At 65.7% G+C, this 22,478-nt stretch carries 16 protein-coding genes; 9 read left to right on the top strand and 7 right to left on the bottom strand.

The window, feature by feature from the left end; all coding sequences use genetic code 11:
• Positions 1-6: 6 nt before the first annotated feature.
• A complete protein-coding gene (locus AKG11_RS14785) occupies positions 7-1,302 on the bottom strand; it encodes an SGNH/GDSL hydrolase family protein (protein WP_082342441.1) in 1,296 nt (431 codons plus the stop codon).
• Complete coding sequence (locus AKG11_RS14780; RefSeq protein WP_050744398.1) at positions 1,299-2,492, bottom strand: MFS transporter; 1,194 nt, start codon at positions 2,490-2,492, stop codon at positions 1,299-1,301. The genes AKG11_RS14785 and AKG11_RS14780 overlap by 4 nt, the downstream gene beginning before the upstream one ends.
• A 95-nt stretch (positions 2,493-2,587) precedes the next feature.
• On the opposite strand from AKG11_RS14780, the gene AKG11_RS14775 reads away from it, so the two are divergent.
• Positions 2,588-3,493, top strand: coding sequence for a LysR family transcriptional regulator (locus AKG11_RS14775; RefSeq protein WP_050744397.1), 906 nt, complete (start codon positions 2,588-2,590; stop codon positions 3,491-3,493).
• Positions 3,494-3,508: 15 nt separating this feature from the next.
• Here AKG11_RS14775 and AKG11_RS14770 read toward each other — a convergent pair whose 3' ends face one another.
• Complete coding sequence (locus AKG11_RS14770) at positions 3,509-4,759, bottom strand: GGDEF domain-containing protein (RefSeq protein ID WP_050744396.1); 1,251 nt, start codon at positions 4,757-4,759, stop codon at positions 3,509-3,511.
• Positions 4,760-4,904: 145 nt separating this feature from the next.
• On the bottom strand, positions 4,905-5,927 hold the full coding sequence (locus AKG11_RS14765; RefSeq protein WP_245290156.1) for a LacI family transcriptional regulator: 1,023 nt from the start codon (positions 5,925-5,927) through the stop codon (positions 4,905-4,907).
• 306 nt (positions 5,928-6,233) lie between these two features.
• Here AKG11_RS14765 and AKG11_RS14760 point away from each other — a divergent pair, with 306 nt between their 5' ends.
• Entirely contained in the window at positions 6,234-8,708 is a 2,475-nt protein-coding gene (locus AKG11_RS14760; protein WP_050744394.1) for a beta-mannosidase, read from the top strand.
• Positions 8,709-8,858: 150 nt separating this feature from the next.
• Here the strand turns inward: AKG11_RS14760 and AKG11_RS14755 are convergent, their stop codons facing one another.
• The 3 genes from AKG11_RS14755 to AKG11_RS14745 form a co-directional block, all read right to left on the bottom strand.
• Positions 8,859-9,872 carry an NAD-dependent epimerase gene (locus AKG11_RS14755; RefSeq protein ID WP_050744393.1) on the bottom strand — a complete coding sequence of 338 codons (1,014 nt, stop codon included), beginning with the start codon at positions 9,870-9,872 and terminating at the stop codon, positions 8,859-8,861.
• Entirely contained in the window at positions 9,869-11,212 is a 1,344-nt protein-coding gene (locus tag AKG11_RS14750) for a UDP-glucose dehydrogenase family protein (protein ID WP_050744392.1), read from the bottom strand. Before AKG11_RS14750 ends, AKG11_RS14755 begins: the two co-directional genes overlap by 4 nt.
• Before the next feature lie 184 nt (positions 11,213-11,396).
• A complete protein-coding gene (locus AKG11_RS14745; RefSeq protein ID WP_050744391.1) occupies positions 11,397-12,359 on the bottom strand; it encodes a glycosyltransferase family 32 protein in 963 nt (320 codons plus the stop codon).
• Positions 12,360-12,619: 260 nt separating this feature from the next.
• Between AKG11_RS14745 and AKG11_RS14740 the strand changes: the two genes are divergently transcribed.
• The 7 genes from AKG11_RS14740 (at position 12,620) to AKG11_RS14710 (ending at position 22,448) form a co-directional block, all read left to right on the top strand.
• Positions 12,620-14,515: a dipeptide ABC transporter ATP-binding protein gene (locus AKG11_RS14740; protein ID WP_082342445.1), complete on the top strand. Its 1,896-nt coding sequence runs from the start codon at positions 12,620-12,622 to the stop codon at positions 14,513-14,515.
• The gene (locus tag AKG11_RS14735; RefSeq protein WP_050744430.1) at positions 14,512-16,413 is read left to right on the top strand and encodes an ABC transporter substrate-binding protein; all 1,902 of its coding nucleotides are present in this window, start codon (positions 14,512-14,514) and stop codon (positions 16,411-16,413) included. Before AKG11_RS14740 ends, AKG11_RS14735 begins: the two co-directional genes overlap by 4 nt.
• A 112-nt stretch (positions 16,414-16,525) precedes the next feature.
• Complete coding sequence (locus AKG11_RS14730) at positions 16,526-17,524, top strand: ABC transporter permease (protein ID WP_023515393.1); 999 nt, start codon at positions 16,526-16,528, stop codon at positions 17,522-17,524.
• A complete protein-coding gene (locus tag AKG11_RS14725) occupies positions 17,521-18,696 on the top strand; it encodes an ABC transporter permease (RefSeq protein WP_023515394.1) in 1,176 nt (391 codons plus the stop codon). The genes AKG11_RS14730 and AKG11_RS14725 overlap by 4 nt, the downstream gene beginning before the upstream one ends.
• 73 nt (positions 18,697-18,769) lie before the next feature.
• Positions 18,770-19,972, top strand: a complete 1,203-nt coding sequence (locus AKG11_RS14720) for a glycosyltransferase family protein (protein ID WP_023515395.1) — start codon at positions 18,770-18,772, stop codon at positions 19,970-19,972.
• Positions 19,973-19,989: 17 nt separating this feature from the next.
• Positions 19,990-21,300, top strand: coding sequence for a glycosyltransferase family 4 protein (locus AKG11_RS14715; protein ID WP_050744429.1), 1,311 nt, complete (start codon positions 19,990-19,992; stop codon positions 21,298-21,300).
• The gene (locus tag AKG11_RS14710; protein WP_050744389.1) at positions 21,297-22,448 is read left to right on the top strand and encodes a glycosyltransferase family protein; all 1,152 of its coding nucleotides are present in this window, start codon (positions 21,297-21,299) and stop codon (positions 22,446-22,448) included. The genes AKG11_RS14715 and AKG11_RS14710 overlap by 4 nt, the downstream gene beginning before the upstream one ends.
• Positions 22,449-22,478 lie beyond the last annotated feature (30 nt).

Raw genomic sequence — 22,478 nt, 5'->3', positions numbered from 1 at the left:
CCGGGATCAGCGGCCGAGCAGTGCGTCGAGATCGATGGCCTCCGCCATCGCCCGGTTGCCCGCATCGCCAGGATGCAGATGGTCACCGGAATCGAACGACGGGGCGATGCGCTCACGGCGCTCCGGATCGCGCAGCACCGCGTCGAAATCCACGACGGCATCGAAAGCGCCGCTCTCCCGGATCCAGCGATTGATCTCCTGGCGCAGGGCGTCCTTGTCGGGGTGATAGTAGTTGTCGAGCGGCGTTCCGCTGAGTGCACCTTCGAAGGGCAGCAGCGTCGCTCCGATGACCCTGACATTGCGCGCATGGGCAAGGCTGATCACCTGCCGGTAGCCGGCGATCAGGTCTTGCGCCGTCGGTTGCGGTTGGTTCGGGGCAAAGTCCGTGCCGGGCCAGGAAATGTCGTTGATGCCGATAAGGACGATGATGGCCTTCAGGTTCGGCTGGGAGAACACGTCCCGCTCAAGCCGCGCGGCGATGTTCACGCCCATCTTGTCCTGCAGCAGCCGGCCGCCGGAAATGCCGGCGTTCAGCACGGCCACCCGATGCGGGGCGAGGCGCCTTGCAAGGAAGTCGGGCCAGCGGGTGTCGGCATCGACCGTCGCGCCGTTCCCGTCGGTGATCGAATCTCCGATCGCAACGACGGTGCCTTCGTTCGGCGTATCGACCAGCACCTGACTGAGGAAAAGGCGGGTGTCCGTGCTCGCCGTCGCGGGGAAGTCCTTCGCCGCCGTGAGGTCTCCCTTGCCGAACCATGCCGTCTGCCGGCCGTCCCAGTGAAAGGTGGTCAGCGGCGTTTCGCCGGGCAGGTAGAGGGAGACGGCGAGCTTGCCCTGGGCATCGACCTCGATGTCCAGGGGATCGCTGACGACGGGCGCTCCGGGTGGCACGACGATCATATCGCCGCCCCCGAAAGTGATCTTATGGATCGTGCCGGATACCGCTCCGGTTTCTCCGGCGAGCCCCACGCTCGCTCCGCCGATCCGCAGCGGACGGTCGCCATAGGCATTGGAAAAGACGAGGCGGACACGCGAGCCGCCGAGGCTGACGCGCACGATCTGGCGGATGGTCTCGTCCGTCACGGAGGCGGGGATTTTCGTCGGCAGGGCGAAATCCGCTCCCCAGATCGGCTGGGGGCTCGCCGCCCAGGTTCCGACCCAGCTCGTCTCTGCGGCCATCGCCGGCGATGGGCCGGAGAGAGCGGCGGCAAGCAGGAGGGTGCTGGCGAGAAGCGCGGTGCCGGCAGGTTTTTCACGTGGTTGACGGCGGCGGGTCGGCCAGTGTGATGTAAGAGAGGTCATTTGCTCAATCCTGCGGTTTGATTTGCGTAGACGGTTTGCGCGGAAGGCTGCGGGCTCCGTGCCGCAAGCGCGGCGACGAGGATGGCGGCGGCGGGAAAGGCGGCGGCGACGAGCGGCACCCAGGCGAGGCCGGGCCCCTGGTCGAGGATCACGCCACCGACCCAGGCGCCGATGGCGTTTCCGAGGTTGAAGGCGCCGATATTGAAGCTCGAAGCGAGGCTCTGGCCTGCGCCTTCCGCCTTGGAAAGCACCCACATCTGCAAGGGGGCGACCGTGGCAAAGCCGGCGGCTCCGAGGAGCCCGATGAAGATCACCGCGGCCACCTGGCTGTTGAAGGCGAAGGTCATCAGCCCGAGCACAAGGGCGAGGGCGGCAAGGGTGCCGAAGATGGAGCGCAGCAGGTTGCGGTCGGCGAGCCTTCCGCCCAGCAGGTTGCCAACGACCAGCCCACCGCCGAAGACCAGAAGGATCAGCGACACCGCGGTATCCGAGAAGCCGCTGATCTCAGTCAGAAGCGGCGCGACATAGGTGAAGACGGCAAAGACGCCGGCATAGCCGAGCACCGTGGTCAGGAGACCGAGCAGGACGGCGGGGCGGGCGATCGCCCGCAGATCGGCCCGCCAGTCCGACACGGTGGGCGCAGCCGTATCCCGGGGAACCAGCGTGGCGAGAACGATCAGCGCGACCAGTCCGACCAGCGTCACGGCCCAGAAGGTGGACCGCCAGCCATAATGCTGGCCGAGCCAGGTGCCGAACGGCACGCCGATCACCGTCGCTACGGTCAGTCCCGTGAACATGAGGGCGATGGCGGAGGCGCGCTTGTCCTCGGCGACGAGGTTCGTGGCGACGACCGAGCCGACGCCGAAGAAGGTGCCGTGGGTCAACGCCGTCAGCACGCGTGCCGCCATCAGCCAGCCGTAGTCCGGCGCAAGCGCCGCGGCAGCGTTGCCGGCGACAAAGATGGCCATCAGGCCGACAAGCACGCGCTTGCGCGGCCAGCGTGCGGTCATCGCCGTCAGGATCGGTGCGCCGATGGTGACGCCGAGCGCGTAGCCGGAAATCAGCAGCCCCGCGGCCGCGATGGTGACGTTCAGTTCGCTGCTGACCTCCAGAAGGAGGCCCATGATGACAAATTCGGTGACGCCGATGCCGAAGGCACCAACCGTCAGGGCGTAAAGCGCTAGAGGCATTGTCCACTCCAATCGTGTGTTGACCGGAAGATAGACACTGACGAAGGGGTGAATTAGATATCCGAGAGGAACATAATTTGTGAGTTGAATTCATCATGGGTCGATCCGAAGTCAACCGATCCGGCGAAATGGAGATCTTTGCGCGCGTGGTCGAGCTCGGGGGATTTTCGCCCGCTGCGCGTGCCGCGGGCATGACGCCCTCGGCGGTCAGCAAGCTCATCGCGCGGCTGGAGGCGCGGCTCGGTGCACGCCTGCTCAACCGCTCAACGCGGCAGCTGCAGGTGACGCCGGAGGGCTGCGCGTTCTACGAGCGGGCAAAGCGCATCCTGGCTGATCTAGAGGATGCCGAGCGGGCGGCGGGCCTCGGGGAGCAGCCGGTCGGGCGCGTGCGCATCAACACCAGCGCGTCCTATGCCACGCATGTGCTCGCGCCGCTTCTGCCGGAGTTTCTGGCGCTGCATGCCGGCATCACCCTCGACATCATTCTGACCGACGCCGTCGTCGATCTTCTTGCCGAGCGCACCGATGTCGCCGTGCGTGCCGGACCGCTGAAAAGCTCGAGCCTCATCGCCCGCAAGCTGGGGGAGACGCAACTGGTCGTCGTTGCCGCGCCCGCCTACCTTTCACGCTGCGGCGAACCCCACACGATCGCCGAGCTTCAGGCGCACAACCGCCTCGGCTTCGGCTATACGCGGGCAGTGGACGGCTGGCCGCTGCGGGAGAACGGCAAAGCCGTCATCGTGCCCGCCACGGGCCGTATCCAGGCGAGCGACGGCGAAGCCCTTCGCCATCTGGCATTGGCGGGGGTCGGCCTTGCCCGTCTTTCCGCCTTCACCGTGCGCCAAGACATTGCCGCCGGCCGCCTCGTGCCTGTGCTCGGGCATCTTGGTGCCGAAGAGAAGGAGGCCTTCCATGCGGTCTATGTCGGCCAGGGCGGGCCGCTTCCTTCCCGCGTGAGGGCGCTGCTCGATTTTCTTGCGGAGCGCGGCAAGGTCTCCTGACCGGCTTGCCGCTTGCTAGCAGAAGGCCACTTCGAGGTTCTGCCGGTCGCGGGCAATGACCGAACAGGCCGTTTCGAAGCCCTCCGCCTTGATGGAGAGCATGAAATCGGGCGGTATGCCCGCGGAATTGCTGACCGTGATGCCCGCGCCGTCCACGCCGAGGCTCTTGACGGTGCAGTCGATCGTCGAGCGGCGGTCGTTGAAGATGATGGATCCGGCCTTCAGCACGCGCCGCCGTGCGCCGATACCGCCGGCCGCCTGCAGGGACGACCAGGCGGTGCAGCGGTTTCGCCCGTTCTGCTTGGCGTGGTACATGGCGGCATCCGCCTGGGCCAGCAATGTTTCGATGTCCCGCCCGACGATGGACAGAGCCGCGCAGCCGAAGCTGGCGGTAACGGCGAGTGTGCCGAAGGCGCCGGAAATCGGCCATGCGGCAATCTCGCCGCGCAGCTTTTCCGCGGTGATCATCGCATCTTCCGCGCTGGTATGGGGCAGTACGATGGCGAACTCCTCGCCGCCGAGCCGCCCGAAAAGATCACTGGCGCGCAGGCTGGACCGGCAGGCGGCGGCCACGGCCTTCAGTGCCTCGTCGCCCGCCGCATGGCCGTGGGTGTCGTTGACGTTCTTGAAGTGATCGACATCCAGCACCAGGCACGACAGGTCGTGCTTGTGGCGCAGTGCCGCGGCGATCAGCTGTTCCGCCTCGCGCTTGAAGGCGCGGCGGGTGAGGGCCTCGGTCAGGCTGTCGGTCGCGGCCGTCTGCATCAGTTCGATCCGGTCCATCGCAGCCCCCGCCAGCTCCCGCAGGATGTCGAGATCCTTCCGGCCGAAGGAGCGCGGCCTCCGGTCGATCGCGCAGACCGTGCCGACTGTGGAGCCGGCCTTGGTCTTCAGCGGCACGCCGGCATAGAAGCGGATGTGCTCGGGGCCGGTGACCGCGGGATGCGCGACGAAACGCGGATCCCGCGTCGCGTCCTGGACGATCATCGGCTGCTCGTCGACAAGCACATGGCGGCAGAACGTATCCTCGAGCGGGACCTCGTCTGCGGAAAGGCCGGAGCAGGCCTGGTACCATTGCCGATGCCCGTCGATGAGGGAGACGAGGCCGATCTCCACGGTGAAGATCTGCTGGATCAGCCGGACGAACCGGTCGAAGCCCGCGTCGCGCGGACTGTTGAGGAGATCGAGGTTTTCCAGTGCGGCAAGGCGTTTCCTTTGCCGCTGGATCGTCTCGTCAGACGATTTGCCGAATGTCCTGACCGTCACGAAACACTCCTCCGCTGGACAAAACCGGTTTGCTGGTTTCAGCACGACGGGCGCCTGCCTGCAACACTGCCAGGGTTGGCGCCGGGTGTTTTCCCCGCCGGGCTTGCCGGCATGCGAACCGGGCGTTGCGCCGGCGCGGTGCCTATCAACGCAGGTGTGAGGCCGCTTCGGGATTCTTCCAGACCGGATGGCTGAGGGTTTGCAGGCTGCGGGCATCGGCGCCGGCGATCCGGGCCATCAGCGCTCTCGCCATCTCGCGGCCGGCCAGATGCACGTCCTCGTCGGCCGTCAGGATCTCCGGGCGCATCCAGTTGAGGGCGGGCGAGACCTGCTTGGAAACGATGTCGAGGTCCTTGCCGATCTCCTTGCCGGCCATCTCGGCACCAGCGCTGACGGCAACGGCGAGGCTGGCGCTGACGCAGAGGACGGCGTCCGGCGGCTCCGGCGCCCGCATCGCGCGGTCCATCGCGGCCCTGACGTCGAGAAGGGGGGTGTCGATCGAGACCGGCAACGGCACCTCGGTCATGCCGAAGTCGCGCAGCCCGCGCTCGAGCCCGGCGGCGATATGGGCCGCGTAGGTGAGATCGCGGGGAGGGCGGATGATCGCCAGGCGCCTGCGGCCCCGGCCGGCCAGCTTCCCGACGGCCTGATAGACGAAGCTCTCATTGTCGAAATCGTGGAAGGGATGCGTCCATCCGGAATCGGTCCGGCCATGGGTCACGAAGGGAAAGTCCTTCTCCAGCAGCAGCTGCACGCGCCGGTCGTCCGGCGCAGTGCGCATGATGATGACGCCGTCGGCCGAGCGGCTCTGCAGGATGTTGCGGACCGGCAGCAGGGGATCGCTGTCATGGGAACTCGGGCTGACGATCAGATTGTATCCCGTGTCCTTCAGCGCCTGCGAAATGCCGAAGATCATCTGGCTGGTGAAGCCCATGATCTCGTCGTCGACATTCAGGACCAGTGCCAGCACGCTGGTCCTGCCCGTCCGGAGGCGCAGGCCCGCCCTGTTCGGCTGATAGCCGATCTGGCTGGCGACGAGCCGGACACGTTCCTTGGTTTCCGGCCCGATATCCGGCGCATCGCTGAGCGCGCGTGAAACCGATGTGGTGCTGAGGCCCGTCATGAAGGCGATGGTCTTCAGGGTGGGCGGCAGGTTTCCATCCCGCATGTCGCTCTCCATTTCCCTATGGCGCCTGATGCGATCAGGCCCGCCGGGCATCCGCTCGAAATTTTCTACGATTCGCTTTAACGATAAAGTATCTTGGGTGATATCCCCGCTCGGAAAAATATCTTTATGAATCAGAATAGTAGGAGATGCTTTTGGTGGTGTATTGAAAAATATTCCGATGTGGCGTAGCAATTTACATTATCGATTAAGTTGGCGATTGTCGATGCACCTGCGCGTGTGGTCATCGTCGCTGCCGATCCCTGCAGGCCGCCGGTCGTCCATCGAGCGGCAGATCCGGACAAAGCCATGACATCCTTGCCGAAAGCCAATCCCGCGATCGATCTTTCCGGCCCGTGGACACTCACCTCGGCCGATGGCGACATCACGGCGCCGATCACGCTGCCGGGCGATGTGCACACGGCGCTGACGGCCGCGGGCCTCATTCCTGATCCCTATGTCGGCCGCAACGAGGGGGCGGTGCAATGGGTGGCGCATCGCGGCTGGGTTCTCGAGCGCCGCTTCCTGTTGCCGGAACCGGATGGCGACTGGTACCTCGACATCGACTATCTCGACACGGTGGCAGCCGTCTTCGTCAACGACGCGCCGGTGCTGCTCGCCGACAACTGCTTCCGCCGCTACCGGCCCGATGTCGGCGCCCAGTTGAAGGCGGGCGAGAATGTCATCCGCATCGTCTTCCAGTCGAGCATCGCGGCGGGTGCCGACCGACAGGCCCGGCAGCCCTTCTACGTTCCCTACCATCCCGGCAATTCGCCCATCCCCAACGGCAACATGCTGCGCAAGCCGCAGTGCCATTTCGGCTGGGACTGGAACATCGCGATCGCGCCGCTGGGTCTCTACGGCACGATCCGGCTCTGCCGGCTCGACAGGGCTCGCATCGAGCACGTGACGACGCGGCAGACGCACAATGCGGATGGTTCGGTCTATCTGCAGGTGGCGGCGACGGTTTTTGCGAAGAACCCAGACATCGTGGCCCTCCATTTCGCACTTGATGACGAGCGTGTCCGCCTCGATGTCGGCGTCAATGCCGGCGAAACGGTTGTCACCCATGTCTTCGAGATCGCCGCGCCGCGGCTGTGGTGGCCGGCGGGAAGCGGCGAGCAGGCGCTCTACACGCTTGGCGTGGAGCTGCCCGGTGATGTCGTCGTCAGGCAGATCGGTCTGCGCATGGTGGAGCTCGTCACCACGCCCGACGCGGCCGGAAGCCGCTTCGCGCTGAAGGTCAACGGGCGCGAAATCTTCTGCCGCGGCGCCAATTGGATCCCGGCCGACGCGCTGTTTTCACTGTCGAGCCCGGACGGGACCGCGGATCTCCTACAATCCGCTGCGGCAGCCAACATGAACATGATCCGCGTCTGGGGCGGTGGTTTTTACGAGCCGGACTGGTTCTACGACCTTTGCGACCGGCTGGGTCTTCTCGTCTGGCAGGACTTCATGTTCGCCTGCAATCTCTATCCCTCCACCGAGGACTTCCTCGACAATGTCGCACGGGAGGTGGACTACCAGGTGCGTCGCCTCTCCTCCCATCCGTCGCTCGCGCTCTGGTGCGGCGACAACGAGCTGGTCGGCGCGCTCACCTGGTTCGACGAGCCGCGGAAAGACCGCGACCGTTACCTGGTGTCCTATGATCGCCTGAACCGCACGATCGAGCAGGCGATGCGCAAGGCGGCGCCCGATGCGATCTGGTGGCCGTCGAGCCCGGCCTCCGGCTATCTCGATTTCGGCGACGCCTGGCATGCCGATGGCTCCGGCGACATGCACTACTGGTCCGTCTGGCACGAGAACAAGCCGTTCGACAATTACCGCAGCGTGCGGCCGCGTTTCTGCTCGGAGTTCGGCTTCCAGTCCTATACGTCGCTGCCCGTCATCAAGACCTATGCCGAGGCGAGGGATATGAACATCGCCTCGCCCGTCATGGAACTGCATCAGAAGAATGCCGGCGGCAACGAGCGCATCGCCGCCACCATGTTCCGCTACTTCCGCTTCCCGAAGGATTTCCCGAACTTCGTCTATCTCAGCCAGATCCAGCAGGGTCTCGCCATCAAGACGGCGGTGGAATACTGGCGTTCGCTGAAGCCGCATTGCATGGGCACGCTCTACTGGCAGCTCAACGACACCTGGCCGGTCGCCTCCTGGTCGAGCCTCGACTATGGCGGCCGCTGGAAGGCGATGCACTATCTCGTCCGCCGCTTCTTCCAGCCGGTCGCGATCGCGGCAATCCCGGAGGAAGGCGGCGGAGCGATCCGCTTCTCGCTGGTCAACGACACGCTTGCCGATGTCACGGTCGACCTTTCGATCGCGCTCCTCGACATGAAGGGGAAGCGCCGGCCGCTCGTGGAGGCCCGGGCGGCCTGCACGCCGGATGCCGCGGTAACGGCTACGACCGTCACGGCGGCGGATCTGCCGGCCGGTGCCCTCATTGTCTGGCGCTTCACCGCATCGAACGGCATGCAGGGTGAAGGGCACTATGTGCATGGCACCTACAAGGCGCTGGACCTGGAGCCGGCCGGGCTGACATTCACGCAGGAAGATGGACCGGACGGGACCATCCACCTCGATGTCACCGCCACCGGACTGGCGCTCTTCGTGATGATCGAGACCGACAGCGACGGCCGTTATTCCGACAATGCCTTCGACCTTGCGGCCGGCGAGACACGCCGCATCGCCTTCACTCCCGCCAAACCGCTCCCCGCCGGCCCCCGCCCGGTCTTCCGCCTCTACGACCTGCAATCCTGCCATGCGACAGAACCGGCTGCCGGGTGAGACGCTTCCGGCCGGAGGCATGGGCGGTACATGCGTTCCATAAATCGCCTTATGTGATCTGAGGGCAAAAAATGCGGCTCTGATCGCCGAGGCACTGTCTGGCGGCCCCAGTCACCTTGCGCCACCCCTGCCCGGTGGGCAGACGCGGCGTCAGTGCGCCCGCCACTCCCGATACCATGCCGCGAAGGCGGCGATGCCGTCTTCCAGCGACACGCGTGGGACAAAGCCGGTGAGGTGGGTCAACAGGTCGGTGGAGGCGAAGGTGCGGGGCACGTCGCCGGGCTGCATGGGCATGTAGTTGCGCGTGGCGGGGCGGCCGAGCGCTTTTTCGATCGTCTCGATGAAGGTCATCAGCCCGACCGGCTGACCGCCGCCGATGTTGACGGTGCGGAAGGGCGCGCCGGCCGAGAGCGTATCGATGATGCCGGGCGCCGTGACACGGCCGTCTTCCCGCGGCACGACGTCGACGAGCCGCACGATGGCCTCGACGATGTCGTCGATATAGGTGAAGTCGCGGCTCATCCCGCCCTCGCCATAGACGTCGATCGGGCGGCCGGAGAGGATGGCGTCGGAGAACTTGATCGGCGCCATGTCGGGCCGGCCCCAGGGGCCGTAGACGGTGAAGAAGCGGAAGGCCGTCGTCGGCACCCCATAGAGATGGGCGTAGGAATGCGCCATCAGCTCCATGGATTTCTTCGAGGCGGCATAGAGCGTCATCGGCTCGTCGGCCCGGTCGGCCTCGGCGAAGGGAACCTTCTCGTTGGCGCCGTAGATCGAGGAGGTGGAGGCGAGCAGCAGGTGCTTCGGCTGCAGCGCGCGTGCCAGCTCCAGCACGTTCCACGAGCCGACGAGGTTGGATTCCACATAGGCGCCGGGATTTTCCAGGCTGTAGCGCACGCCGGCCTGGGCGGCGAGATGGAGGATGACGTCGGGCTCTTTCAGCGCGGCCGCGGCATCGAGCGCGGCACGGTCCTCCAGCCGGCCGGTGACCTGGCGGAAGCCGTCATGAGGTTCGAGCAGGGCGAGGCGTTGCGCCTTCAGCCGCACGTCGTAGTAGGGTGTCATGCCGTCGAAGCCGGTGACCGTGTGGCCGTCGGCGAGCAGGCGCCGCGCGAGGTGGAAGCCGATGAAGCCCGCGGTGCCGGTGACGAGGAAATGCGTCATTCCGCCGCCTCGGAGACCGGTGCGACCATCGGAGAGGTGCCGCGGCCGATGCTCGAATAGGCAAAGCCGTGGCGGGCCACTTCCTCCGGCTTGTAGACATTGCGCAGGTCCACCAGCACGGGTTTGGCCATGCTCGCCTTCAGCCGCTGGAAATCGAGCGCGCGGAACTGGTTCCATTCCGTGACGATGACCATCGCCTCCGCACCTTCGGCAATGTCGTAGGGCGAGGTGCCGTAGGTCACGTGGTCGAGCACGGTCCTGGAGGCCTCCATGCCCTCGGGGTCGTAGGCGAAAACTTTCGCGCCGCCGTCCTGCAGGGCCTGGATGATGGAGATCGACGGCGCGTCGCGCATGTCGTCGGTCTCCGGCTTGAAGGTGAGGCCGAGCACGGCGATCTTCTTGCCGCGCACCTCGCCGCCAAGTGCGGTGACGACCTTGCGGGCCATGGCGCGCTTGCGCGTGTCGTTGATGGCGATGGTGGTCTCGATCAGCCGCACGGGGCTGTCATTATCCTGCGCGGTCTTGACCAGCGCCAGCGTGTCCTTCGGGAAGCACGAGCCGCCATAACCGGGGCCGGCATGCAGGAACTTCGCGCCGATGCGCCCGTCGAGGCCGATGCCGCGCGAGATCTGCTGCACGTCCGCGCCGACCTTTTCGCAGAGATCCGCAATCTCGTTGATGAAGGTGATCTTCATCGCGAGGAAGGCGTTGGCCGCGTATTTGATCAGCTCGGAGGTGCGCCGGGTGGTGAAGAGCAGCGGCGACTGGTTGAGGTAGAGCGGCCGGTAGACCTCCGTCATGACCTCGCGCGCCCGCTCGTCCTCGATGCCGACGACGATGCGATCCGGTCGCTTGAAATCGCTGATCGCAGCCCCCTCGCGCAGGAACTCCGGGTTTGACACGACGGCGATGTCGGCCTCGGGGCGGGTTTCGCGCATGATGCGCTCGACCTCGTCGCCGGTGCCGACAGGCACGGTCGATTTCGTGACGACGACGGTGAAACCCTTGACCGACTCGGCGATCTCGCGGGCGGCGGCGTAGACATAGGAGAGGTCCGCATGGCCATCGCCGCGTCGCGAAGGCGTGCCGACGGCGATGAAGACGACGTCGGCCTCGCTGACAGGGCCGGAAAATTCGGTGGTAAAGGAGAGCCGGCCCGCCTTGACGTTCTCCGCCACCAGCGCCTCGAGACCCGGTTCGAAGATCGGGATCTCGCCGCGGTTCAACGCCTCGATCTTCGCCTCGGCCTTGTCGATGCATACGACGGTGTGGCCGAAATCGGCAAAACAGGCGCCGGATACCAGGCCCACATAGCCCGAACCGATCATCGCGATCTTCATGATGCTTCTTCTCCGGATGGGACCTTTTCGCGGCTGTCCTGGCCGTCGACGATCACAGATAGAATACGACGCCGGGCAAAGCACGGAACGCCGCCCGCTTCAAGCGGAATGCGGGCGGTATCTAGTGTGCGGCGGCGGCCTTCGCCACCCCATGCCTTCCGCCCTGCCGGCCAGGGGGCGCCTGTCACCACGATTTCCAGGCCAGCAACAACCCGCCATCGTCATGCTCGGCCGCCCGGCAGGCCGCCTCGACATCGCCGAACGGTGCGCCGCGCGGCAGGTCGCCCGCCACAAGCGCGGCGTCGGCCAGCGTGATCGCGCCGCCCCGGGTGACGACGGTGAAGATCAGCGGGCCGGTGGACCACCAGGCCGGCGCCCCGGGCATGGCCGCGACGACATCGGGCAGCACCGCATTGAGGCGGATGAGGACCGGGTGATGGGCGGGCGCGGCCAGGAAGGAATTGGCGAGCAGCAGGCTGCCGCGGCCGGTCTTGCGGGGAATGTCCTCCGCCATGGCGGTCAGCCCGGTCATCGGCAAGAGATCGTGGAAGCTGATGTCGGCGCGGGCGGGATACCAGTCGCAATCGAGGTAGATGCCGCCCTCCTGTTCGACGAGGAGATAGCGCGCGATATCGACGGCGCCGGGATAGTCGCCCCGCTCCAGCATGGCGCGGAACGCCTTGTTCTCGTGGATGCCGGCCTCTTCCAGGTCCTTCTCCCGCCAGAGGAAATGGCCATAGCCATGGGCCTTGGCGTGCTTTTCCCAGGCTTTGGCCGAGGGCGGCACGGCCCCTTGCCCGATCCAGACCTGATGGATGACGGGCGGGATCGCGGTGCGGTTCGCCTCGGCGATCGCCCGCCGCTCGGCCGAGGAGAAGGTTCCGTGCGTGGCCAGAAGGTCCGGATCGGGCACGAGATGGTACTGGTAGCCGATCCGCTCCAGCGGATCGTCCTCGGCCTTCGCGAGCTTGAGGAAAGCCGAATGCAGCCGGCGCGGCAGGCCGAGCGCCGTTTCCTGCCCGAGGGCGGCACGCTCCGGATCGGCGGAAACCGCCTCCAGCACCTGCCAGGCGGCACCGAAATCGCCGTCCTCGCGGTATTCGGCGGCTTTTTCCAGTTGTTCGTTCAATCGTTGCTTGGCTGACATCAAGCTGTCCTAGGGGAGTTCCGGCAAAAGTGCGAAGCGGTTTTGCATCCGCCGGCGGGGTTGAAGCAAGAGCGTGCCCGTCTGCCGGCGGCGTTTCTTCATATTCGGTCCCGGCCGGAGCAACGACAACCCCCAACCTTGCCTGGAGTAAGGCGTGGACAGAAAAAAGTGTGCGCGCTAGTGTCTTGGCGGGGAACATCAAGAAAAGGCCGCGTGGAAAAAATCCGTCAGGCGGGAAAGCACATATGAATTCGAATGCGATGCGCCGGCCGAGGGACCTGCTGCGGATTGAAGACCTGCACGTCTCCTTCTCCCTGATGGGCGCGAGGATCACTGCCGTCAGGGGCGCAAATCTCAGGGTGTTGCCCGGCAAGGTGACCGCCCTCGTGGGAGAATCCGGCTCCGGCAAGTCCGTCATCAGCCAGACCGCCATGGGCTTGCAGCCGCCGACCGCGCGGGTCACCGGCAAGATCCTCTTCGACGACCCGCTCTCCGACGAAGGCCCGATCGACATCCTGCCCCTGCCCCGCGACGGCAAGAAGATCCGCTCCATTCGCGGCGGGCGCATGGGCATGATCTTCCAGGAGCCGATGACCTCTTTTTCGCCGCTGCACACGATCGGCGACCAGATCAGCGAGTCCCTTGTCATCCACACCGGTCTTACCGGCGCGGAGATGCGCGAGCGCTGCGAGGATATGCTGGGGCGCGTCGGCTTCAACAATCCGCGCAAGGTCTACGACATGTATTCCTTCGAGTTGTCCGGCGGCATGCGCCAGCGCGCGATGATCGCCATGGCGCTCGTCTGCGGCCCGGCGCTGCTGATCGCCGACGAGCCGACCACGGCGCTCGACGTGACCATCCAGGCGCAGATCCTGAAACTCCTGCGCGACCTGCAGCAGCAGATGGACATGGCGGTGCTGCTCGTCACGCACGATCTCGGCGTCGTTGCCAACATCGCCGACGAGGTCGTGGTGATCTACCAGGGCGAGATCATGGAGGCGGGGCCGGTCGAGACGATCTTCCATCGGCCTGCCCATCCCTATCTCAAGGGCCTGATGGCGGCGATCCCGCATTTCGGCATGAAGCGCGGCGACCGGCTGAAGCCGCTGCGCGAGATCGAGGTCAACCAGGACAGCCTGCTGTCGAAGAAGTATCAGGCCCGCACCGGGCCGGACGTCATTCTCTCGGTCCGCGACCTCAGCAAAACCTTCGTGACCCGCAAGGACAACTGGGCCATGCCGGGCCAGCAGAAGGAAAAGCCGCGGCCGGCCGTCGATAGCGTCAGCTTTGACATCAGGCGCGGCGAATGTCTCGGCCTCGTCGGCGAAAGCGGCTGCGGCAAGACCACCGTCAGCAAGATCCTGATGCGCGCGATCAAGCCGGACGCCGGATCGGTGCTGTTCGACGACGGCAAGGGGCCGGTCGATGTGCTGAACGCCAAGGGCGCCGAGCTGCAGTCGCTGCGCACGCGCCTGCAGATGGTGTTCCAGGACCCGCAATCCTCGCTCTCGCCGCGCATGACGGTCGGCGACATCCTGCGTGAACCCCTCGACATCCACGACTATGGCGATGCGGCCAAGCGCAGGATGGCGTCGAAGGCGCTGATCCGCGCCATCGGCCTCGACGAGGCCTCACTGAAGCGCTATCCGCACTCCTTCTCCGGCGGCCAGCGCCAGCGTATCGGCATCGCCCGGGCGCTTGCCCTCGGCCCGAGCATGATCATCTGCGACGAACCGGTTTCCGCGCTCGACGTTTCCGTGCAGGCGCAGATCCTCAACCTGCTCAAGGACCTCCAGAAGGACCTCGGCCTCACCTATCTCTTCATCTCGCACAACCTTGCCGTGGTCGATTACATGGCCGACCGGGTCGCCGTGATGTGGGCCGGGCGCATCGTCGAGATCGCGCCGCGCGAGATCATCATGACCGCGCCGGTGCATCCCTATACGCGGGCGCTGCTCGATGCGGTTCCCTTCCCCGATCTCGAGCGCCCGCTGAACTTCGAGACGGCCGGCCGGACCAGCGCCGTCTCGCGCGAGAGCTGGGCACAGGTCTTCCGCGACGAGGAGGGCAGCGAGGGTCTGGCGCCGGCCGATCTCGGTGGCGGCCATTTCGTGCTTGCCCGCAGGAATGCCGACATGCGGGAGCTTTGCTCGTGATCACGCGCCGCACCACACTCGGCCTGCTGGCCGCCGCCTTCGTTCCCGGCATCGCCCGCGGCTTGGACAGCGATGCCGCCTATTTCCAGGACAAGATCGCCGCGGGCGAACTGCCGCCGGTTGCAGAGCGCCTGCCGAAGGTGCCGCGCGTCGTCAACACCGCCGCGCTCGGCGGCGTCCCCGGCAAGCAGGGCGGGCGGTTGCGCATCCTGATCGGCGGCCAGCGCGACGTGCGCCTCGTCCCGATCAACAGCTATTCGCGCCTTGTCGGCTACGATCGCGACCTGAAGCTCGTCGCCGACATCCTCGAGAGCTTCACTGTGGAAGAGGAGCGCATCTTCACCTTCCGCCTGCGCGAAGGGCACAGATGGTCGAGCGGCGACCCCTTCACGGTGGAGGACTTCCGCTATTGCTGGGAAGAGGTCATCCTCAACCGCGAACTCCTGAAGGGTGGTCCGCCCACCGACCTGCTCGTCGAAGGCAAGCCGCCCGCCTTCGACGTGGTCGATCCGCTGACGGTGCGCTACACCTGGGAAAAGCCGATCCCGGATTTCCTGCCGAAACTCGCCTCGCCCATTCCGCTGGTGCTGGCGCTGCCGTCCGCCTACATGCGGCAGTTCCACAAGAAGTTCCAGACAGCGGAGGCGCTGGAAAAGCATATCAAGAAGCAGCGCGTCGACGACTGGCGCGGCCTGCACATCAAGATGTCGCGCCAGACCCGGCCGGAAAACCCGGATCTCCCGACGCTGGAGGCCTGGCGGCCGCGCACCGCCCCGCCCGCCGAACAGTTCATCTTCGAGCGCAACCCGTTCTTCCATCGGGTCGATGAGAATGGCACCCAGCTGCCCTATGTCGACCGGCTGGTGCTGAACGTCTCCTCGCCGGATCTCATCTCCGCCAAGACGGCGACCGGGGAAAGCGACCTGCAGATCGGCAATCTCGACTTCACCGACTACACGCTGCTGAAGAGCGCCGAGGCGACGTATCCGATCAACGTGATGCTGTGGAAACGCACGCTGGGCTCGCGTGTCGCCCTGATCCCCAATCTCAACTGCGGCGATGAAGGCTGGCGCACGGTGCTGCGCGACGTGCGCGTGCGCCGGGCGATGTCGCTCGCCATCAACCGTACGGAGATCAACAAGGCGGTCTTCTACGGCCTCGGCCAGGAAAGTGCCAACACGGTGCTGCCGGAAAGTACCCTCTTCAAGCCGGACTATGCAAAGGCCTATGCCGGCTACGACCCGGCGGAGGCCAACCGCCTGCTCGATGCGGCCGGGCTCGACAAGCGCGACGACGAGGGCACGCGGCTTCTTCCGGATGGCCGCCCCGCCCAGGTCGTCATCGAGAGCGCCGGCGAGAGCACGCTGGAAACGGACGTGCTGGAACTCGTCACCGACTATTTCCGCGAGATCGGCCTCGGGCTTTTCGTACGGGTTTCCCAGCGCGACATCTTCCGCAGCCGCGCCATCGGCGGCGAGGTGGTGATGTCCGTCTGGTACGGGCTCGACAATGGCGTGCCCACACCGGAAATGTCGCCCGCCGAACTGGCGCCGAGTTCCGACGACCAGTACCAGTGGCCCGTCTGGGGCATGTACTACGCGACCGTCAAGACCAAGGGCGAGCCGCCCGACATGCCCGAGGTGCAGTATCTCGTCGACAGGCTCGCCGCCTGGGAAATGACGACGACGGAAGCGGAGCGCACGGCGATCTGGCATGAAATGCTCGCCCATCACGCCGACCAGGTCTTCACCATCGGCACGGTCAACGGCATTTCCCAGCCGGTGGTGCGTGCGCGCCAGCTGCGCAACATGCCGGAAAAGGCCCTCTGCGGTTTCCAGCCCACCGCCTTCCTCGGGGTCTACATGCCGGATACGTTCTGGTACGAGGAGGGTGCGTGATGGGACAGGCGATCTTCCATGCGTGGTCGTCAGCCAGCCGGCAGGCGGATGAGGGGCGGCCACGGACGAAACCTTGTCGCTTCGCCCTGCCCCGTCCCCAGGAGCCAGCCCGATGATCCGCTACATCCTCTGGCGCATCGCCGTCATGGTTCCGACGCTCGCGCTCATCTCGGTGCTGGTTTTCACCATCATCGAGCTGCCGCCAGGCGACTATTTCGAGAGCTACATCTCGGAGCTGCGCGCCATGGGCGAGGCGACCGACATGGCCGAGATCGAGGAGCTGCGCGAGCGCTACGGCTTCGACAAGCCTGCGCCGTTGCGCTACCTGCACTGGGTCGGCGGCATGCTCATCGGCGATTTCGGCTACTCTTTCGAATATCGCCTTCCCGTTTCGGAGGTGGTGGGTGACCGGCTCTGGCTGACGGTGCTGGTCTCCTTCGTGACCATCATCTTCACCTGGCTCATCGCCTTCCCGATCGGCATCTACTCGGCCACCCACCAGTATAGCTGGGGCGACTACGGCCTGACGCTCGCCGGCCTCATCGGCATTGCCGTGCCGAACTTCATGCTGGCGCTGGTCGTCATGTATTTCGCCAATATCTGGTTCGGCGTCTCGATCGGCGGGCTGATGGACCGCCAGTTCCTCGGTGCGCCGATGAGCTGGGAGAAATTCCGCTCCATCCTCTCGCATATCTGGATACCCGTGATCATCATCGGCACGGCGGGCACGGCCGCGATGGTGCGCCGCCTGCGCGCCAACCTGCTCGACGAGCTCAACAAGCAATATGTCGTGACCGCACGCTCCAAGGGCCTGCATCCGATGCGTGTCCTCACCAAATATCCGCTGCGCATGTCTCTCAACTTCTTCATCTCCGATATCGGTTCCATCCTGCCCTCGATCATCTCGGGCGCGGAGGTGACCGCCATCGTGCTGTCGCTCGAAACGACCGGCCCCATGCTGATCAAGGCCTTGCAGACACAGGACATGTATCTCGCCGGTTCCTTCCTGATGTTCCTGGCCTTCCTGACGGTCATTGGCGTGCTGATCTCGGATATCGCGCTCGCCATTCTGGATCCGCGCATCCGGCTCGGCGGAGGAAGCCGCAAGTGAAGACGCCTCTTCCCGAACCCGGCGCCCCGCTCGGCCATTTCGTCTCGGACAAGCCGTTCGACCCCTATGCCGCCGAACACAAGACGGAGGAGCTGAAGAAGGTCGCGCAGGCCTCGCAGTTCCAGTTGATGTGGTGGCAGTTCCGTCGCCACCGCATGGCGCTCGTCTCCGGCATCTTCCTCCTCGTCATCTACCTGATGATCGCGGTCAGCGAGTTCCTGTCGCCCTACAACCTGCATACCCGCAACATCGACTTCATCTACTCCCCGCCGCAGACCCTGCGCTTCATGCATGAGGGCCAGTTCGTCGGTCCCTTCGTCTACGGCCAGAAGATGACGCTCGACATGGACAATCTGCGGCGCGTCTACACGGACGACAAGACGGACGTGCAGAAGCTGCGCTTCTTCTGCAGCGGCGACAAATACAAGTTCTGGGGCCTGTTCACCTCGGACGTCCATCTTGTCTGCCCGGCCAAGGACGGCCAGTTCTTCTTCCTCGGCACCGACCGGCTGGGGCGCGACATGCTCTCGCGCATCCTCTATGGCGCGCGCATCTCGCTCACCATCGGTGCGCTCGGCGTTGCCATGAGCTTCGTGCTCGGCATCGTCATCGGTGGCCTTGCCGGCTACCACGGCGGCGTCTTCGATCTCATCGTGCAGCGCGTCATCGAGGTCCTTCAGTCGATTCCAAGCATTCCCCTGTGGATGGCGCTCGCCGCGATCATCCCGGTCACCTGGAGCCCCATTCTCGTCTATATCGGCATTACGATCATCCTCGGCATGCTCGACTGGACCGGACTTGCACGCGCCGTGCGCTCGAAACTTCTTGCCTTGCGGGAGGAAGATTATGTATTGGCGGCCCAGGTCATGGGCGCGGGCAGCGCCCGCATCATTCGCCGCCATCTCATACCCGGCTTCATGTCCCACCTGATCGCCAGCGCAACGCTGACCATTCCGGGCATGATCCTCGGGGAGACGGCACTGAGTTTCCTCGGGCTCGGCCTCCGGCCACCCATCACCAGTTGGGGCATCCTTCTGACGGAAGCCCGCAGCATCAACATTATCGCTCTCTATCCGTGGCTGCTCTTTCCGGTGGTACCCGTCGTTTTGGTCATTCTGGCTTTCAACTTCCTTGGCGATGGACTGCGTGATGCGGCTGACCCCTATAAGTGAAATCGGGATTACGAATGCAGAAGAATCGCCCCTCCACGATGGCGAGCCCGGCGGATTTCGGGAGACTTTGCCCTTGAGCCGCAGTTTCGAGCACGCCCGCATCCTCATGTACAGCCACGACACGTTCGGCCTCGGGCACCTGCGCCGCTGCCGTACGATCGCCCATGCGCTGGTGGAGGAATATCGCGGCCTCAACGTCCTGATCATCTCGGGCGCGACGATCGCCGGCGCCTTCGATTATCGCGCCCGTGTCGACTTCGTGAAGATCCCCAGCGTCATCAAGCTGCGCAACGGCGAATACACCTCGCTGGAGCGCCATATCGACCTGGAAGACACGCTGACCATGCGCCGGTCGATCATCCGCCACACGGCCGAGACGTTCAATCCGGACATCTTCATCATCGACAAGGAGCCGATGGGCCTTTCCGGCGAGGTGGAGGAAACGCTGGCCTACCTGAAGGGCCGCGGCACGCGGCTGATCCTCGGCCTGCGTGAAGTCATGGATTCTCCGCACCTGCTCGATGCCGAGTGGAAGCGCAAGGACGTCATGCACAAGATCGCGCGGTTCTACGACGACATCTGGGTCTACGGCCCGCCGGATTTCTACGATCCGCTCGTCGGCCTCGACGTGCCGCAGGGCGTGCGCGACAAGCTGAACTTCGTCGGCTTCCTGCAGCGCAACGCGCTGCAGATGGACCGCGCCCAGTACCAGCCCTCGGGCGACTACATCCTGGTGACGACCGGCGGCGGCGGCGACGGGGCTGAACTGGTGGAGGATGTGCTGCGCGCCTACCGGCACGATGCCGGTCTCACCCATCGCGCCCTCATCGTGCTCGGCCCTTACATGCCGCAGGGCGAGCGCACCAAGCTGACGCAGGAAGCTGCGAAAATCCCCTATGTCGAGGTGATCGAGTTCGATTCGCGCATGGAGGACCTGGTGGCCGGCGCGAAGGCCGTGGTGGCGATGGGCGGCTACAACACCTATTGCGAGATTCTCTCCTTCGACAAGCCGGCGCTCATCGTGCCGCGCGTGCAGCCGCGCGAGGAGCAGCTCATCCGTGCCACCCGCGCTGCCGAACTCGGCCTCATCAACATGCTGCTGCCGGAGGAATCGGCCGATCCCGCACGCCTTGCCGCCGTGCTGAAGACCCTTCCGGAATGCCGACCGCCCTCGAGCGGCAATCCCGAACTCCGGCTCGAAGGCCTGCGCAACATCGCCCGCATCGTCGGCGAGGAGCTTTCCGCGCGGGAACTCACCCCGCCGTCCGTCGCTTGAAAGAGGCCACGCCCGCCGTGTCGCTGCCGCATAAGATCGTCGTGCTGCTGAAGGGCTATCCGCGCCTTTCGGAAACCTTCATCGCTCAGGAACTGCGCGGGCTGGAGCGCGCCGGGCTCGAGCTTGTGCTCGTCTCGCTCCGCCGCCCGACGGACAAGAAACGCCATCCCGTACACGACGAGATCAAGGCCCCGGTGTTCTACCTGCCGGAATACCTGCACGAGGAGCCGCTGCGCGTGCTGCGCGGCCTGTTCAAAAGCCTTCGCGCTCCCGGCTTCGGGGCCGCTTTCCGCCAGTTCCTGAAGGATCTGCCGCGCGATTTCAGCCGCAACCGGTTCCGCCGCTTCGGCCAGGCGGCGGTGCTCGTGGGGGAGTTTCCCGAGGCCGGCGGCTGGCTGCACGCCCATTTCATCCACACCCCCGCCTCCGTCGCCAATTATGCGGCCCGCATGCTTGCCCTGCCCTTCTCGGTCTCGGCCCATGCCAAGGACATCTGGACATCGAAGGACTGGGAACTCGCCGACAAGCTGACGATCGCCGACTGGGCGGTGACCTGCACCAAATCCGGCCACGCCCACCTGCAGACCCTCGCCGGCCCGCACCGCGACCGGGTGCACCTCAGCTACCACGGCCTCGATCTCGACCGGTTTCCGCCGCTTGAGACCGGGGAGCACGCCCCCCCGGCCGGATGCGACTGCGCCCATCCGGCAGAGGCCGCCGCGAGCGGCAATGCCCGCCCACTGCGTGACGGAGCTGACCCGCAGGATCCCGTCACCATCATCAGCGTCGGGCGCGCGGTGCCGAAGAAGGGCTACGATGTCCTGTTGAAGGCCCTTGCGCGGCTTCCGGCCGATCTTCACTGGCGTTTCGTCCATGCCGGCGACGGCGGCGAGCGGGCGAAGCTGCAAAAGCTCGCCGACGAGCTTGGCATCGCGCAAAGGATCACGTGGCTCGGCGCGGTCGACCAGAAGGATGTGCTTGCCGCCTATCGCCGCTCCGACATTTTCGCGCTCGCCTGCCGCATCACGCCGGACGGCGACCGCGACGGTCTGCCGAACGTGCTGGTGGAGGCGGCAAGCCAGCAGCTCGCCTGCGTGGCGACCGACATTTCCGGCATTCCCGAGCTTTTCGAGAACGAGGAGAACGGCCTGCTCGTCCCCTCCGAGGACGTGGATGCGTTTTCCCGAGCGCTTGAACGTGCGATCCGCGATCCCGCCCTTCGCCACCGCCTCGGTGCGGCCGCCGAGGCGAAGGTGCGCCGGAGCTTCGACCACCATACCAGCATTGCGCAGCTGAAGGCGCTGTTCGAGGCGGGAGCCCGCCGATGAGCGTCCCGCGCGTCCTCTTCTATGTCCAGCACCTGCTCGGCATCGGCCATCTCGCCCGCGCCAGCCGCATCGTGCGCGCGCTCGTCGATGACGGCTTTGCGGTCACGCTCGTCACCGGCGGCATGCCGGTCGACGGCTTTCCCGGTCCCGGCATCGACCATATAGCCCTCCCGGCCATCGCGGTCGGTGACGGCGGCTTTTCCGCGCTCGTCGACGAGAACGGCGCGGTCATCGACGAGGCCTTCAAGGCCGCGCGGCGCGACGAACTGCTCGCCGCCTATCATGCCCTGCGGCCCGATATCGTCATTGTCGAGGCCTTCCCCTTCGGCCGCCGCCAGGTGCGCTTCGAGCTGCTGCCGCTGATCGAGGCGATCGAGGCGAGCACGCCGCGCCCCCTCCTCCTGACCTCGCTACGCGACATCCTGCAGGAGCGCGCCAAGCCGGGCCGCGACGAGGAGACGATCGACCTCGTGCGTCGTCATTTCGACCGGGTGCTCGTGCACGGCGATCCCGCCTTCGTGCGTCTGGAGGATACGTTCCCGCTGGCGGACGCCATTGCCGAGCGGGTGGTCTATACCGGCCTCGTCGGCGGTCCGGCGGCAGAGCCTGCCGCCGAACGCTACGACGTCGTCGTCTCGGCTGGCGGCGGGGCTGTCGGCGCCGGCCTGGTGGAGGCCGCGCTCCAGGCGGCGCAGGAGCTCGATAGCGCCCGCCGCTGGCTGGTGATCACCGGCCCCAACATGCCGCAGGCCGATTTTTCGCGCCTTTCCGGCGCATGCCCGGCCAATGTCGATCTCGTGCGCTTCCGCACCGATTTCCGCAATCTCCTCGCGGCAGCGCGGCTCTCGGTCTCACAGGCCGGTTACAACACCGTCTGCGACGTGCTGCAGGCCGGCTGCGGCGCCGTGCTGGTGCCCTTCGCATCGGGCGGCGAGAGCGAGCAGACGGCGCGTGCCGAACGGCTGGAACGGCTCGGCCGGGCTGTCGTGCTGCGCGAGGATACGCTTTCCAGGGAGACGATGGCAGACGCAATTTCTCGTGCGCTTTCCGCGGAAACGGAGAAAAATGTGCCTGTTTTGCAACTGGATGGCGCCAATCGCACCGCAAAAATCCTGAGGGACCTACTAAAACAGCGAGCGACTACCTAGCTCTTGCGGTATTGCGGCTGTCTTATAATC

Source organism: Shinella sp. SUS2, from assembly GCF_001262505.1.
GTDB lineage: Bacteria > Pseudomonadota > Alphaproteobacteria > Rhizobiales > Rhizobiaceae > Shinella.
This window is presented reverse-complemented; position numbering and strand designations above follow the sequence as displayed.

Coding starts and splice junctions, on each gene's coding strand:
- AKG11_RS14785 (WP_082342441.1), bottom strand. CDS start 1,302: ATGACCTCTCTTACATCACACTGGCCGACCCGCCGCCGTCAACCACGT.
- AKG11_RS14780 (WP_050744398.1), bottom strand. CDS start 2,492: ATGCCTCTAGCGCTTTACGCCCTGACGGTTGGTGCCTTCGGCATCGGC.
- AKG11_RS14775 (WP_050744397.1), top strand. CDS start 2,588: ATGGGTCGATCCGAAGTCAACCGATCCGGCGAAATGGAGATCTTTGCG.
- AKG11_RS14765 (WP_245290156.1), bottom strand. CDS start 5,927: ATGCGGGATGGAAACCTGCCGCCCACCCTGAAGACCATCGCCTTCATG.
- AKG11_RS14760 (WP_050744394.1), top strand. CDS start 6,234: ATGACATCCTTGCCGAAAGCCAATCCCGCGATCGATCTTTCCGGCCCG.
- AKG11_RS14755 (WP_050744393.1), bottom strand. CDS start 9,872: ATGACGCATTTCCTCGTCACCGGCACCGCGGGCTTCATCGGCTTCCAC.
- AKG11_RS14750 (WP_050744392.1), bottom strand. CDS start 11,212: ATGAAGATCGCGATGATCGGTTCGGGCTATGTGGGCCTGGTATCCGGC.
- AKG11_RS14745 (WP_050744391.1), bottom strand. CDS start 12,359: ATGTCAGCCAAGCAACGATTGAACGAACAACTGGAAAAAGCCGCCGAA.
- AKG11_RS14740 (WP_082342445.1), top strand. CDS start 12,620: ATGCGCCGGCCGAGGGACCTGCTGCGGATTGAAGACCTGCACGTCTCC.
- AKG11_RS14730 (WP_023515393.1), top strand. CDS start 16,526: ATGATCCGCTACATCCTCTGGCGCATCGCCGTCATGGTTCCGACGCTC.
- AKG11_RS14710 (WP_050744389.1), top strand. CDS start 21,297: ATGAGCGTCCCGCGCGTCCTCTTCTATGTCCAGCACCTGCTCGGCATC.